This is a genomic window from Pseudomonas sp. BF-B-26 (genome assembly GCF_019956495.1).
Classification (GTDB): domain Bacteria; phylum Pseudomonadota; class Gammaproteobacteria; order Pseudomonadales; family Pseudomonadaceae; genus Aquipseudomonas.
The window spans coordinates 154,794-167,594 of record NZ_JAHBDP010000091.1; the positions used below are offsets into that span (position 1 = coordinate 154,794).

At 58.4% G+C, this 12,801-nt stretch carries 14 protein-coding genes; 8 read left to right on the plus strand and 6 right to left on the minus strand.

Annotation, left to right across the window (positions count from 1 at the left end; all coding sequences use genetic code 11):
- Positions 1–4 precede the first annotated feature (4 nt).
- The 3 genes from argJ (at position 5) to KGB03_RS20975 (ending at position 2,942) form a co-directional block, all read left to right on the plus strand.
- Positions 5–1,222, plus strand: a complete 1,218-nt coding sequence (gene argJ / locus KGB03_RS20965) for a bifunctional glutamate N-acetyltransferase/amino-acid acetyltransferase ArgJ (protein WP_008147411.1) — start codon at positions 5–7, stop codon at positions 1,220–1,222.
- Positions 1,223–1,368: 146 nt separating this feature from the next.
- On the plus strand, positions 1,369–2,001 hold the full coding sequence (locus tag KGB03_RS20970; protein ID WP_223528737.1) for a glutathione S-transferase: 633 nt from the start codon (positions 1,369–1,371) through the stop codon (positions 1,999–2,001).
- A complete protein-coding gene (locus tag KGB03_RS20975; RefSeq protein ID WP_223528740.1) occupies positions 1,998–2,942 on the plus strand; it encodes a Nudix family hydrolase in 945 nt (314 codons plus the stop codon). Before KGB03_RS20970 ends, KGB03_RS20975 begins: the two co-directional genes overlap by 4 nt.
- Positions 2,943–3,060: 118 nt before the next feature.
- On the opposite strand, the gene KGB03_RS20980 is transcribed toward KGB03_RS20975, so the two are convergent.
- Genes KGB03_RS20980 through KGB03_RS20990 form a run of 3 tightly spaced genes read right to left on the minus strand, consistent with a single transcriptional unit; the run spans position 3,061 to position 6,644 of the window.
- Positions 3,061–3,642, minus strand: a complete 582-nt coding sequence (locus tag KGB03_RS20980) for a cob(I)yrinic acid a,c-diamide adenosyltransferase (protein ID WP_223528742.1) — start codon at positions 3,640–3,642, stop codon at positions 3,061–3,063.
- Between the two features lie 2 nt (positions 3,643–3,644).
- Positions 3,645–5,681, minus strand: coding sequence for a HAMP domain-containing sensor histidine kinase (locus KGB03_RS20985; protein ID WP_111451438.1), 2,037 nt, complete (start codon positions 5,679–5,681; stop codon positions 3,645–3,647).
- A 45-nt stretch (positions 5,682–5,726) separates the two neighbouring features.
- Entirely contained in the window at positions 5,727–6,644 is a 918-nt protein-coding gene (locus KGB03_RS20990; RefSeq protein WP_223528745.1) for a putative 2-dehydropantoate 2-reductase, read from the minus strand.
- A gap of 141 nt (positions 6,645–6,785) precedes the next feature.
- On the opposite strand from KGB03_RS20990, the gene KGB03_RS20995 reads away from it, so the two are divergent.
- Both KGB03_RS20995 and KGB03_RS21000 read left to right on the plus strand, forming a co-directional pair.
- Positions 6,786–7,271: a YajQ family cyclic di-GMP-binding protein gene (locus KGB03_RS20995; RefSeq protein WP_007906601.1), complete on the plus strand. Its 486-nt coding sequence runs from the start codon at positions 6,786–6,788 to the stop codon at positions 7,269–7,271.
- Between the two features lie 135 nt (positions 7,272–7,406).
- Positions 7,407–8,249 carry a mechanosensitive ion channel family protein gene (locus tag KGB03_RS21000; RefSeq protein WP_218538853.1) on the plus strand — a complete coding sequence of 281 codons (843 nt, stop codon included), beginning with the start codon at positions 7,407–7,409 and terminating at the stop codon, positions 8,247–8,249.
- Between the two features lie 65 nt (positions 8,250–8,314).
- On the opposite strand, the gene KGB03_RS21005 is transcribed toward KGB03_RS21000, so the two are convergent.
- Both KGB03_RS21005 and KGB03_RS21010 read right to left on the minus strand, forming a co-directional pair.
- On the minus strand, positions 8,315–9,658 hold the full coding sequence (locus KGB03_RS21005; RefSeq protein WP_223528748.1) for an OprD family porin: 1,344 nt from the start codon (positions 9,656–9,658) through the stop codon (positions 8,315–8,317).
- A gap of 183 nt (positions 9,659–9,841) precedes the next feature.
- Positions 9,842–10,591 carry a hypothetical protein gene (locus tag KGB03_RS21010; RefSeq protein ID WP_218538857.1) on the minus strand — a complete coding sequence of 250 codons (750 nt, stop codon included), beginning with the start codon at positions 10,589–10,591 and terminating at the stop codon, positions 9,842–9,844.
- Between KGB03_RS21010 and KGB03_RS21015 the strand changes: the two genes are divergently transcribed.
- The gene (locus tag KGB03_RS21015) at positions 10,573–10,998 is read left to right on the plus strand and encodes an HIT domain-containing protein (RefSeq protein WP_111451442.1); all 426 of its coding nucleotides are present in this window, start codon (positions 10,573–10,575) and stop codon (positions 10,996–10,998) included. The genes KGB03_RS21010 and KGB03_RS21015 overlap by 19 nt on opposite strands.
- A 3-nt stretch (positions 10,999–11,001) precedes the next feature.
- Positions 11,002–11,208 (plus strand): SlyX family protein, encoded by a 207-nt coding sequence (locus tag KGB03_RS21020; RefSeq protein ID WP_008147392.1) that lies wholly within the window; start codon positions 11,002–11,004, stop codon positions 11,206–11,208.
- 71 nt (positions 11,209–11,279) lie between these two features.
- Here KGB03_RS21020 and KGB03_RS31220 read toward each other — a convergent pair whose 3' ends face one another.
- Positions 11,280–11,882 (minus strand): cold-shock protein, encoded by a 603-nt coding sequence (locus KGB03_RS31220; RefSeq protein ID WP_111451443.1) that lies wholly within the window; start codon positions 11,880–11,882, stop codon positions 11,280–11,282.
- Positions 11,883–12,346: 464 nt separating this feature from the next.
- Here KGB03_RS31220 and KGB03_RS21030 point away from each other — a divergent pair, with 464 nt between their 5' ends.
- Positions 12,347–12,685 carry a ribbon-helix-helix domain-containing protein gene (locus tag KGB03_RS21030; protein WP_192410362.1) on the plus strand — a complete coding sequence of 113 codons (339 nt, stop codon included), beginning with the start codon at positions 12,347–12,349 and terminating at the stop codon, positions 12,683–12,685.
- Positions 12,686–12,801 lie beyond the last annotated feature (116 nt).

A 12,801-nucleotide genomic window follows, 5' to 3' on the forward strand; every position in this document is an offset into this window, starting at 1 on the left:
ATTCATGGCTGTTGGTCTTGGTCCGTTGCCAACGTTGCACCCGGTTGCCGGTTTTGAACTCGGTATCGCCTCGGCTGGCATCAAGCGCCCTGGGCGCAAGGATGTTGTGGTCATGCGCTGTGCCGAAGGCTCCACGGTCGCTGGCGTGTTCACCCTGAACGCCTTTTGCGCGGCTCCCGTGATCCTGGCCAAGCAGCGTGTGCAAGGTCCGGTGCGTTACCTGTTGACCAATACTGGCAATGCCAACGCCGGCACTGGCGAACCCGGCCTTGCCGCCGCCGAGCGCACCTGCGCCAAACTGGCTGAGCTGACCGGCGTCGACGCCAGCCTGGTGCTGCCGTACTCCACTGGTGTTATCGGCGAGCCGCTGCCGGTCGAGAAAATCGAAGGGGCCCTGCAAGCCGCCCTCGACGACCTGTCGGTCAACAACTGGGAAGCTGCCGCCACCGGCATCATGACCACCGACACCCTGCCCAAAGGCGCCAGCCGCCAGTTCCAGCATGACGGCGTGACTATCACTGTCACCGGTATCAGCAAAGGCGCGGGCATGATCCGCCCGAACATGGCGACCATGCTCGGCTATATCGCCACCGACGCCAAAGTCTCCCGCGACGTGCTGCAAAACCTGCTGCTGGACGGTGCCAACAAGTCGTTCAACCGCATCACCATCGACGGCGACACGTCGACCAACGACTGCTGCATGCTGATCGCCACTGGTCAGGCAGCACTGCCGGAAATCACTGAAGCCAGCGGTGATTTGTTCGCCAAGCTGAAACAGGCCGTGTTCGAAGTGTGCATGGACGTGGCCCAGGCCATCGTTCGTGACGGCGAAGGCGCGACCAAGTTTGTGACCGTTGAAGTCAACGGTGGCGGCAATCACCAAGAGTGCCTGGACGTTGGTTACACCGTGGCTCACTCGCCGCTGATCAAGACCGCACTGTTCGCTTCCGACCCGAACTGGGGCCGCATTCTGGCCGCCGTGGGCCGTGCCGGCGTTCCGAACCTGGACGTGAGCAAGATCGACGTGTTCCTCGGTGAAGTGTGTATCGCCAGCCGTGGCGCTCGTGCATCGACCTACACCGAAGCCCAGGGCGCGGCCGTGATGCAGCAGGAAGAAATCACGATCCGTATCGAGCTGGGTCGCGGTGATTGCAGCGAAACCATCTGGACCACCGACCTGTCCCACGAATACGTGAAAATCAACGCCGAATACCGCACGTAACCGGCGTCAAGACCGAGTTGCGCCCTTCGCGAGCAAGCCCGCTCCCACAGGATTTACGCTGACCCTGTGGGAGCGGGCTTGCTCGCGAAGGCGGTCGACCAGACACTAAAGATTCTGGCCCATACCCCTATCAAAAGGTCCCGAACATGAGCCTTCACCTGATCATCGGCGACAAACTGCATTCCTCCTGGTCCCTGCGTGCCGCTTTGGCCCTCGACCTGGCCGGCGCCCCCTACACCGAAGAACTGATCAAGCTGAACCAGCCGGATACGCGTGAGCGTCTGCTCAAGCACTCGCCGACCGCAAAAGTCCCGTTGCTGAAAACCGACCACGGCACCATCGCCGACTCCCTGGCGATTGCCGAGTATCTGGCAGAGCAGTTCCCCGGCGCCGGCCTCTGGCCCGAAGACACCGCTGCCCGCGCGCAGGCGCGTTCGGCGTGCGCGCAGATGCACAGCGGTTTCTTCGCCATGCGCGGCAACATGCCATTCGACTTGAGTCACGACGCTGCGCTGTCGCCGACACCGGCTGACGTCCAGGCCGACATCGAGCGCATGTTGGCGTTGTGGGCCGAGTGCCGCGCCGTTGCCACCGAAACCGGTCCGTACCTGTTTGGCGGCGCGACCCTGGCGGATGCCTTCTTCGCCCCGATCGCCGTGCGCCTGCGCACCTATCAGGTGAGGCTGCCCGCAGCGGACGCGGCCTACGTCGACACCCTCTATCAATGGCCGGCCTTCAAGGCTTGGCAGAAGGCGGGACTGGAGGAAGTAGAACGGTGAAACGAGTCCACGTAGCTGCCGCTGTTATCCGTGATGGCAGTGGCAAGATCCTCATTGCCCGCCGTGCCGACACCCAGCACCAGGGTGGCCTGTGGGAGTTCCCCGGTGGCAAGGTCGAGGCCGACGAATCCGTCGAAACCGCCCTGGCTCGCGAGCTCCTTGAAGAGTTGGGCATCGTGGTCAACGCGGCTCGCCCGTTGATCAAGGTCCGACACGATTACCCGGACAAGCAAGTGTTGCTGGACGTTTGGGATGTGTCGGCCTTTACCGGCGAACCGCACGGTGCCGAAGGCCAGCCGTTGGAATGGGTCGCGCCCCGGGATCTGCTGAACTACGAATTCCCGGCGGCCAACCAGCCGATTGTCGCGGCTGCACGGTTACCCGCGCAGTATTTGATTACCCCGGAAGACCTGGAAACCCCGGCCTTGCTGCGCGGTATTCAAAAAGCCATTGCCGGCGGCATCAAGCTGATCCAGTTGCGGGCACCCAACGGCTACGATCCGAAGTACCGTGATCTGGCGGTGGACGCGGCGGGGCTGTGTGCGGGCAAGGCGCAGTTGATGATCAAGGGACCGTTCGAGTGGCTGGGAGATTTCCCGTCTGCCGGTTGGCACATCACCTCCGCGCAGTTGCGCAAATACGCGGCGGCTGGCCGCCCGTTACCGGCGTCGCGCTGGCTGGCGGCGTCCTGCCATAACGCTGAAGAGCTGACGTTGGCCGAGCAGATGGGGGTGGATTTTGTGACCTTGTCACCGGTGCAACCGACCCTGACTCATCCGGGGGCTCAGCCGCTGGGTTGGGAGCAGGCTTGCGCGTTGATCGAAGGTTTCAGCAAGCCGGTGTTCTTGCTCGGCGGTGTTGGCCCGGCAGATCTTCAGAAAGCCTGGGAAGCGGGCGCACAGGGTGTGGCGGGGATCCGGGCGTTTTGGCCTCAGGCTTGATTCTGCGGTGAGTTGACTGGCCCCTTCGCGAGCAAGCCCGCTCCCACAGGGGATTGTGGCGCACACAGATCCAATGTGGGAGCGGGCTTGCTCGCGAAGGCGGCCTGACAGGCGCCGATTAAACCTCAGGCTTCGGCGCCGGTTGCCACAAAATCTCGGCAATCCCTTGCCGTTTGGCAATCAACCGCGCCACCACAAACAACAAGTCCGACAACCGATTGATATACGCCAACCCAACCCCGGCCAACGGTTCGACTGCATTCAAATGCTGACACCGCCGCTCGGCACTGCGCGCCAGGCATCGGCACACATGCGCCTGGGCAATCAACGCCGAGCCACCTGGCAGAATGAAATTCTCCAGCGGCCCCAGTTCTTCATTCCACACATCGATCGCGGCTTCCAGCCGTTCGACTTCTGCCGTATTCAGTGCCTGATACACCGGCATCGCCAGCTCGCCGCCCAGATCAAACAACCGATGCTGGCAAGGCGCCAAAACCTCGATCACTTCGTTCAAGCCCGGATACTCGCCACTTTCCGTTGCCAACCCGGCCAATAGCACACCCACCTGACTGTTCAGCGTATCGACTTCGCCAATGGCTTCGATCCGCGGATGGTCCTTGGGCACACGGCGGCCGTCGCCCAGCCCGGTTTCGCCTTTGTCGCCGGTGCGGGTGTAAATCTTCGACAAGCGAAAGCCCATGGTTACCTCGATAGCTGATTGAGTTCTTGAGAGGCGAGCGGGGTGCCCGCCAAGGGCAGGCGCAAGGTGAAACACGTGCCTTGGCCCAGGGTCGATTGCACTTCCATCTGACCCTTGTGGTTGTTGGTAATGATGAAATACGAGACCGACAGGCCAAGGCCGGTGCCCTGACCGATTTCCTTGGTGGTGAAGAACGGCTCGAAGGTGCGTTTGCGCACGTTCTCGCTCATGCCGATGCCGTTGTCCTCCACCTGGATTTCCGCCCACGGCGGGTTCAGCTTGGTGCGCAGAATGATCCGTCCCGGCTCGCGGTCGTCTTCACGTTGGTGAATTGCCTGTGCGGCGTTTTTCAACAGATTGAGCAGCACTTGCTCCAGTTCGTTCGCGGTCCCGGGCACCGGGCCCAACGCTGGATCGAACTGGCGAATGATCGCCTGGCCCTTGAAGTCGAAACCGATCGCCAGGTCGAAGTCGTTGCCGGCGATTTCCACTGCCTGATCGATCAGCGCCGGCAGGTCGCACGGGGCCATTTGCCGGTTACTGCGGCGGCTGAAGCTGAGCATGTGGGTGACGATTTTCGCTGCCCGGGCACCCGCCTGTTGAATGCCGTCGAGCAACTGCGGCACTTCGCGCGCTTGCAGGTATTTGTTGACCGTTTCCAGCGCGATCCCGATTTGCTCGGCTTGTTCGAGGTTCTTCGGCAGATCAGGCGAAAGGCGTCGGCGAATGTTTTGCACGTTGTGCAGGATCGCGCCTAACGGGTTGTTGATCTCGTGAGCCATGCCCGCGGCAAGGCCGCCGACCGAGAGCATTTTTTCCGACTGCACCATCATCTCTTCCAGCGACAGGCGCTGAGTGATGTCGTCGATCCGGATCACCACACCGCGCCCGGCACCGCCCATCAGCGGGTAGAACGTCAGGGCGTAGTGCTTGGGTTCGTCGTCCTTGAGCCACGTCACCCGTTCAATCTTGGCCACCGTGTGCTGCTCGACGGTTTGCTTGAGTTGCGGCAGAAACGGCTTGAGCGGTTCAAAGGCCAGGAAGATCGGCTGGTTCAAGGCTTCGTCGAGGCGCGTGCCGGAGAGGGCGCTGGCCTCCTGATTCCACTGCGTCACGTAGAGTTGTTCATCAAGGGCGATAAGCGCCGAGGGCATGGAATCGATGATGCTGTTGAGGTAGTTCTGGAAACCGGTGAGCTTCTTCTCGATCTTGCTGCGCACCTGAACTTCGAGTTCCAGTTTGCGATTGGTATGGCGGGTTTCTTCGGCCAGGCCCTGAGCCTGGTCATACGCCGCCTGGGAATCGTCCCGGGCCCGCTTGAGTTGCTGCTCCCGGGCTTCGATCCGCGAGAGCATGGTGTTGAACGCCTCGGCGAGGCTGCCGATTTCGTCATGGTTACCGCGGGAGGCGCGCAGGGCGTAGTTCTCTTCCCGGGTCACTTGCCGGGACAGCTCTTCGAGCTGATGAATTGGCCGGGTGATCAGGCGTTTGATCTGTCGGGCAATCACCAGCCACAACAGCACACTGAAGATCAGAATCCCGAGACTGGCGGTCAGGGTCCCGGTGTAGAACGCCATTGGCAGTTCGCTGCTGGCGACCAGTAACAGGTGGCCAGGTGCGGTGCCGGGGCGGGGCAGGGTGATGATTTGATTGCTGCGAAACTCGGTAACTTGCCAGGATTCAATGTGCCGGTAATGCGTTGGCAGGCTCAGATGCTCGCCATGCTGCAACTGCGCCAGGCGCTCGCCCTTGCCGTCATAAAGGGCCGCCGCGCGCAGCGGTGAATAGCTATTGAGTTCATTGAGCAGGCGTTCGGCGCTTTGCGGCGACTGCAAGGCTTCGGACACCAGGCTGGGGTTGGACACCAGGCGGCCGATGGTCTGCAAGGCCTGAGGTGCCATGCTTTCCTGGGAGATGTAGTACGCGGCGCTGATAAAGGTCAGGTTGGCGACCAGCAGGACGGTGGTCAACAGCACCAGCAGGGCGGCCAGCAATTTCTGGCCGACCGGAAGGTTTTCAAGGCGCTGGCGCAATGGCATCAGGTTTATCGCTGAAAAGGAACAAGTGGCCAGCGTAGCCGCTGCTCAGTCGCTGGGCAATCCAAGGCTGTGCAGATGGGTGATCAACCTTTGTTCAAGTTGATTGAGGTGCGGCAGGTTCAGCTGATGCCTCGCGGCGACTTTGCAGGCGTGACCCAATAGATAGCTGATTTCGGTGCGGCGCTGGTTCGCGACGTCCTGGTACATCGAAGAGTAGTTGGCGGCGGTCGCGTGAATCACCCGTTCGACTTCCTGTTGAAGGTCCTCGGCCGCTGCTGGCTGACCGCACCGCTCAAGCAACTCGGTCAATTCGCCGCAAAGGGTGGCGACTTCGCAGCGGTGCTCCTGTAAACCGCCATTGCGGCAATTGTGCAGGACGGTCAGCGGATTGATCGCACAGTTGAGTGCCAGTTTTCGCCATAGCCGGGTCAGAATATCGGTGCTCCACTCGTGGGGAATACCGGCGGCGCTCACGTCATCCAGCCAGATCGGCGCCACGGGATGCCCGGCATCCCCCAGCCAGGTGTAACCGTGGCCGGCGAATACCACGCGCCAGTCGCCATCGCGAAAGGCACCTTCGGTGCTCGACGCATAGATGCAGCGCGCCTGCGGCACCTGTGTGGCGACAGCGTCCTGGCTGCCAAGGCCGTTCTGCAACAGGATCAGCTCGGCGTCGGGGGCCAGGCGCGGTGCCAGTTGGGCCACGGCTTTCTCGGCATCGTAGGCTTTACAGGCCACCAGCAGGCGGTTGATCGGTTCATTGTTGTCGGGTGTCTCGGCGGGCACCGGGTAGCACTTCGCTTCACCGTGTTCGACCAGCGTCAACCCACCCGCCGCCTCATACGCCTGCAAGCGTGCCGCGTCCCGCACGATCAGCTTGACCGGCACGCCGGCCCGCGCCAGCCGAGTGGCCCATAAGGTGCCAAGGCTACCGGCGCCCAGAACATGCCAGGTGGTGGACATCAGCTTTTTGCTCTGTTTATCGCGCGCATGGGAGGCTCGCAGTGAATGATGGGAAAGACCCGTTATAATCAGCGCGGATTTTAACCGCAAGCCAGGCGTGCTCCATCGTGATCGAGCATGCCCTTTTATTGGAGAGATTACATGCCGTCGTTCGACGTGGTATCCGAACTGGACAAACACGAAGTCACCAACGCGGTCGAGAACGCCGTCAAGGAACTCGATCGTCGTTATGACCTGAAAGGCAAAGGCACCTTCGAGTTCAAGGAAAAGGACCTGACCGTCAACCTGACCGCTGAAGCCGATTTCCAGCTCGAAGCGATGATTGAGATCCTCAAGCTGGCCCTGGTCAAGCGCAAAATCGACGTGCAGTGCCTTGAAGTCAAGGATGCGTATGCGTCGGGCAAGCTGATGAAGCAGGAAGCGGTCCTCAAGGAAGGCATCGACAAAGAGCTGGCGAAGAAAATCGTCGCTCATGTCAAAGACGCCAAGCTCAAGGTTCAGGCTGCCATTCAGGGTGAGCAAGTGCGCATTACCGGCAAGAAACGTGATGATTTGCAGGAAGCCATCGCGGCCCTGCGCGCCAAGACGTTCGACATGCCGCTGCAGTTCAACAACTTCCGCGACTGACTTTCAAGCGGGAACCTGTGGGAGCGGGCTTGCTCGCGAAAGCGGTGTGTCATTCAACAGTAATGTCGACTGATACGCCCTCTTCGCGAGCAAGCCCGCTCCCACCCCGATTGTGCTTAACCCAGGAGAATGTAGATGGATTTGAATGCTGAAGTGGACAACCTGGTCAAGGCATCCCAAGCCTGGATTCCGATGATCATGGAATACGGCAGCCGCGTGCTGCTGGCGGTGATTACCCTGGCCGTCGGCTGGTGGCTGATCAACAAGGTCACACAAAAGCTTGGCGGCCTGCTGGCGTTGCGTAATGCCGACCTGGCACTGCAAGGTTTCATCAGCAGCCTGGCGAACATCATCCTCAAGGTTCTGCTGATCGTCAGCGTCGCCTCGATGATCGGTGTGGAAACCACTTCGTTCGTCGCAGCCATCGGTGCTGCCGGCCTGGCGATCGGTCTGGCCTTGCAGGGCAGCCTGGCGAACTTCGCCGGTGGTGTGCTGATTCTGTTGTTCCGCCCGTTCCGCATTGGTGACTGGATCGAAGCCCAAGGTGTTGCCGGCACTGTCGACAGCATTCAGATCTTCCACACCGTGCTGCGTACCGGCGATAACAAAACCATTATCGTGCCGAACGGCAACCTGTCGAACGGCATCATCACCAACACTAACCGTCAACCGACGCGCAAAGTTGTGTTTGATGTGGGCGTTGATTACGAAGCGGATCTGCAGAAAGCTCGTCAAGTCTTGCTGGACCTGGCCAAAGATGAGCGTGTTTTGGTTGACCCGGCACCTCAGGCAGTGATTTCTACCCTGGGCGACAGTTCGATTACTGTTTCCCTGCGAGTGTGGGTGAAGACTGCGGATTATTGGGATGTGATGTTCATGTTTAACGAACAGTCCCGTGATCGTTTGAAAACGGCTGGTATCGATATCCCGTTTCCACAGCGGGTGATTCGAGTGGTTCAGGAATCTGCGGTGCAGTAAGCAACAAAAAAGGCCCATCCGAAGATGGGCCTTTTTTTTATTGCTTGCGAACTAACTTTCGGTAATTACAGAACCGAGAGCGGGTAGTCAATGATCAGACGGAACTCGTCGATGTTACCTTCAAACGCGTCGTCATGGTTGGCGCGATGCCATGCTTGACGAACACGGAAGGACAGATCCTTGGCCGGGCCGGTTTGAACGACGTACTTGGCTTCGACGTTGGTTTCGTGGTGTTTGCCATCTGCACCGTACATGCCGGTATAGGCACCGTCTGTTGGCGCGTTGGTGCCGTCGATGTCCCAACCTTTCACGTAACGGGTCATGAAGCTCAGACCAGGTACGCCGTATTCGGCCATTTTCAGGTCATAACGGACTTGTACCGATTTCTCGCCAGGGGCGTTGAAGTCAGAGTACTGGATGGAGTTGGCGAGGAAGATCGAGTCGCCACCGCGGTTGTTTTTACCCACGCCGATATAGTCGAACGGAGTATCGCCATTCACTTTCTGGAAGCCCAGGGTGACGGTGTGCGCTTTCAGGAACGAGTAAGCAGCGGCCAGCGAGTAGGCGGTGTTGCTGATTTCGCCCGCTTTAGAGTTACCGGTGTCCTTGGTGTTGTAGATGTTACCGTCGAAGTTGATCGAGTTGTCGCCACCCAGTGCGAGGGTGTAGTTCGCGTTGGCGTAGTACTGGTTCCAGATGTCTTCGAGCTTGGCGCCATAGAGCGACACGCTCAGGTCTGGGGTAATGCCGTACTTGCCACCGACGTAGTCGATCGAGTTGGCAGCTAAGCCATTGCCTTGGTTCGCGTAGGTCGCCCACAGATCGCCGTCACGGGCGTTGCTGTCCTGGCTGGTCGCCGAAGTGAAGTGGCCGCCTTCGAGGTCAAGGTCTTTGACTTCGCTGCTCTGCAGCTGGATGCCGGTGGCAGTTTGGTGAAGGATGCGGGAGCCGCCAACAGCGAACACTGGGGCAGTGCTTGGCTGCATGTCGCCGATTTTCAGCTCGGTCTTGGAGATGCGGAACTTGGCGGCAGCGCCGGCCTTGCCCTGGCTGTTGTTAACTTCGCCATCAGAGTCCACGGACATGTTGCCGGTACCGGCATATTTGTCGGAACCGTCCAGTTTAATGGCCAGTTGACCCCAAGCTTCAACACCGACACCGATCAGACCTTGAGTGTAGCCAGAGCTGAACATGCCCTGGATGCCCTGGGTCCAGTCTTTGTCGTCGGTTGCGCGGTCTTTCTTGTTACGGTTGTAGTAGTAGTTGCGAACTAGCAAGTCGAGCTTGCTGTCTTCAACAAAACCTTTGGCTTCTGCCTGGTCGCTTACGAAAGGTGCGGCTACTGCCAACTGAGTACTGGCTGCTGCTGCAACTGCCAGTGCGATCATGCTCCACTTCATCACGCGCATCGTGATTTGCTCCTTTGGTTTTAGAAGAGTACTGCCGTCCCACCTGATTTATTATCTGGGCGGCTCTTTCTTTTTGTGTCGGCGCAAACTTATATCACGCCGACCATGTTGGCGATACTTGCGTATCTAACCTTTCAGCTTCTTTACGACCCTGTCGCAAACGGCTTGGTAGATGTCGCAAATTTACAGCCCCGACGCAAGCGGACTGACAACTTTTAGCGTTGTTTCCAGGGCCTGAGCATCGGTAAAAAGAGTCCCTGGTGAAACGCTTGAATCTCCATCGGGCAACCCTGCCACTGTTTTTATTTGCCTTAAGGCTTCCACTTCCAGCGGACGCTTTAGAGGCGATGTGGGTGTGAATGCAACAAGCGTGCACAAATCAGAATCCTGCTGGTTTTTTTTCTGAAAGCCTGCCTGTCGCTGTAAAAACCTCATAAAACCGGGGTGTTCAAGCACGTTTTGTTCGGGCTTGACGCCATGGTTTGCATCGTGTTGTACCCTTGTGGCCGACTCCGTGACAACCCAAAACGTTACCGGTTCACCCCACCAGTGAGTAAATGGCGGATGCCTGACCGACTCAGCGTAGACGCACTGTGCGGTTTTGGTGCAAAAAATTTTTATCGCTGTACTGAATTCATACAGTGCGGCCGTCTGCCAAATTCGAACGCGTCGTTGTTTATCAGTCAGTTCGGCGTTTTTTGTGTGGCTGCCGGTTCTGTAATGGTGCGGCCTGAGCGAAAATGACTCATGTCGGGGCGCGTGACCGGTCGTTTGTAGTTTCTCGGGTTGGCTTTGACCATGGTTGATCGTGAAGCCAGCGGCGTTCGCAGGTATGCTGCCGTCCTGTCGCTTGGTGCGCCGTCTCTCGGGATGGACGCTAAGCTGAAATTGATGACCAGGCGGGAGTGCGCGCAGTGTTCGCTTTAGATCCACGACTTCAACAAGACACGTTACCGATTGGGGATTTCCCACTGTGCCGGTTGCTGCTGTCCAATGATTCGAACTACCCCTGGTTCATTCTGGTGCCACGTCGCGACGATATCAGTGAGATATTTCAGTTGGATGTCGCAGATCAACAGCAGCTGTGGCGGGAAACAACCGCACTGGCGGAGATGCTCAAGGATTCGTTCGACGCGGACAAATTGAATGTCGCGGCCCTGGGCAACGTCGTCAGTCAGTTGCACATGCATGTGATTGTGCGCAAGCGTGAGGACGCCGCCTGGCCAGCGCCGGTCTGGGGTAAACACCCAGCCAAGCCTTATGGTCCAGAGCAGATCGCGTTGATTCGCGAGCGGTTGCGCCTGGTATTGACCGATGATTTTACGTTTCTGGAGGGTTGAATCATGAGCCTGGAAGCACGCGTTACCGATCTGGAGAGCCAGCTGGCGTTTCAGGATGACACCATCCAGGCATTGAGTGATGTGCTGGCGACGCAGCAGCGTGCGGTTGAACGCCTGCAACTGCAAATGGCCGCCTTGCTCAAACGGCAAGAGGAAATGGCCGGTCAGTTCGAGACGTTTGAAGAAGAAGCGCCACCGCCGCATTACTGAGTGCGACCAACTGACGGGCAATAAAAAACCGCGAACAGCCAGGCTGTTCGCGGTTTTTTTTTAGCCTTGAATCAGCGACGCGGCAGTGCGGCGATCACATCTTCGGCTTGCAGGCCCTTGTCACGGTTCATGACAGAGAACTCCACACGCTGGCCTTCGACCAGAACGCGGTGACCTTCGCCACGAATGGCCCGGAAATGCACGAAAATATCATCGCCGGAATCACGGGAAATAAAGCCGAAGCCTTTGGATGTGTTGAACCACTTTACGGTACCGGTATCGCGGTTGCTCATGTCATAGCTTGGCGAGGCGGCGGCCGGTGAAGATTTGTAGAAGCTGATGGCCAGGTGCAGAAGAACGGCAATCAGGGCAGCGACCAGGCTGAACAGAACAGCAGGTTGACCGGCAATGACAGGCATCGGCGCGATCAGCGTCAGGGTTTGCAGGACGACGGCCAGAACCAGCAGGGCGCTGACCAGGTTTTGCAGTTGATGACGCGGGCCTTTGTTCCAGTAAGGGATAACAGGAGCGAGGGTGAGGTTGAGCAGGCCGAAAAAGGCCAGGTACAACGCATCAGGTTGTTGCAGGTAAGGTACGGCTTCGGATCGCAGGCTAGGGATGAAGGACAACAGCAAGGCTGCTGCGCCCATTAGCAGGTGGACAATTTTCAACATTTTGAGTAACTCACGTTAAGACGGATCACAAGGAAGAGCTGAGTGAGCACGGTTCGCTTCAGAACAATAGGAGGCGTTGGACACGTACCCGGCATCAGCCTATGCGCAGCCCCCGGAAAATAGGCGGTAGCGACACACTGCCTATTTAACAGCAAAGCCTGCAGCTACTCAAATCAGGCAGTCCAGCGGTGCTCTGAGGGTCGATTAGTCGCAGATAACCTTCGTTGGCGTTATTCGCGTTCGACCTCTTGTCTCTTTAAACCCATTTCGCGCTAGTCAAATGGCGTCTGACTATGTAGGAAAACATCCGGCCTAGGACGGTCTCCATGATCGCTCTTCAATTGTTGGCTTCTCCTACGTTGATGGTCATAAAGTCATCTGGATATACCTTTGCGCCTGCGCTTCTATAGGGCAACAGATATTGCTCTTAAAGAAGGCAAGGACGGCTAAGGAGTCTCAACGAAATGGATGACGAAGACAGGAGAAACGAGGGGAGGGTCGGTCCGGTCAAGGAGATAAGGATCGATCCATTCGTCAGCGAATTTGATATGGGCCTGGCCCAGCCTTTATCCCGATCAGTGCGCTTGAATGGTTTTGCCACCTGCTTGCGACTTGAACAGGTGTACTGGGATATTTTGAATGATATGGCCAAGATCAACTGCTGTACCGTCAGTGCGCTGTTGTCCCATGTGGACCGCGAGGTGCATTTGCGTCACGGCGGGGTCAAGAACTTCACCGGGCTGGTGCGGGTTGTGTGCGTCGTGCACAGCCTGAAGGAAGGCGGCTGCGTCGCCATGCCTTAACCACAGGGGTGGAACGGGTAGAGTGTCGGTCTGTGCAGTCTTACGGCTGCACAGGCTGCATTTAATGGATATAATCCCGCTCTTTGCCGCAAAACCCAGCGTGTGCGGTAGCAATC

Excerpts from the sequence above, each read along its gene's own strand:
- KGB03_RS21005 (WP_223528748.1), bottom strand. The coding sequence starts at position 9,658 with ATGCGCGTGATGAAGTGGAGCATGATCGCACTGGCAGTTGCAGCAGCA.
- KGB03_RS21000 (WP_218538853.1), top strand. The coding sequence starts at position 7,407 with ATGGATTTGAATGCTGAAGTGGACAACCTGGTCAAGGCATCCCAAGCC.
- KGB03_RS20995 (WP_007906601.1), top strand. The coding sequence starts at position 6,786 with ATGCCGTCGTTCGACGTGGTATCCGAACTGGACAAACACGAAGTCACC.
- KGB03_RS31220 (WP_111451443.1), bottom strand. The coding sequence starts at position 11,882 with ATGTTGAAAATTGTCCACCTGCTAATGGGCGCAGCAGCCTTGCTGTTG.
- KGB03_RS20990 (WP_223528745.1), bottom strand. The coding sequence starts at position 6,644 with ATGTCCACCACCTGGCATGTTCTGGGCGCCGGTAGCCTTGGCACCTTA.
- KGB03_RS20985 (WP_111451438.1), bottom strand. The coding sequence starts at position 5,681 with ATGCCATTGCGCCAGCGCCTTGAAAACCTTCCGGTCGGCCAGAAATTG.
- KGB03_RS20980 (WP_223528742.1), bottom strand. The coding sequence starts at position 3,642 with ATGGGCTTTCGCTTGTCGAAGATTTACACCCGCACCGGCGACAAAGGC.
- KGB03_RS20970 (WP_223528737.1), top strand. The coding sequence starts at position 1,369 with ATGAGCCTTCACCTGATCATCGGCGACAAACTGCATTCCTCCTGGTCC.
- KGB03_RS21020 (WP_008147392.1), top strand. The coding sequence starts at position 11,002 with ATGAGCCTGGAAGCACGCGTTACCGATCTGGAGAGCCAGCTGGCGTTT.
- KGB03_RS21030 (WP_192410362.1), top strand. The coding sequence starts at position 12,347 with ATGGATGACGAAGACAGGAGAAACGAGGGGAGGGTCGGTCCGGTCAAG.
- argJ (WP_008147411.1), top strand. The coding sequence starts at position 5 with ATGGCTGTTGGTCTTGGTCCGTTGCCAACGTTGCACCCGGTTGCCGGT.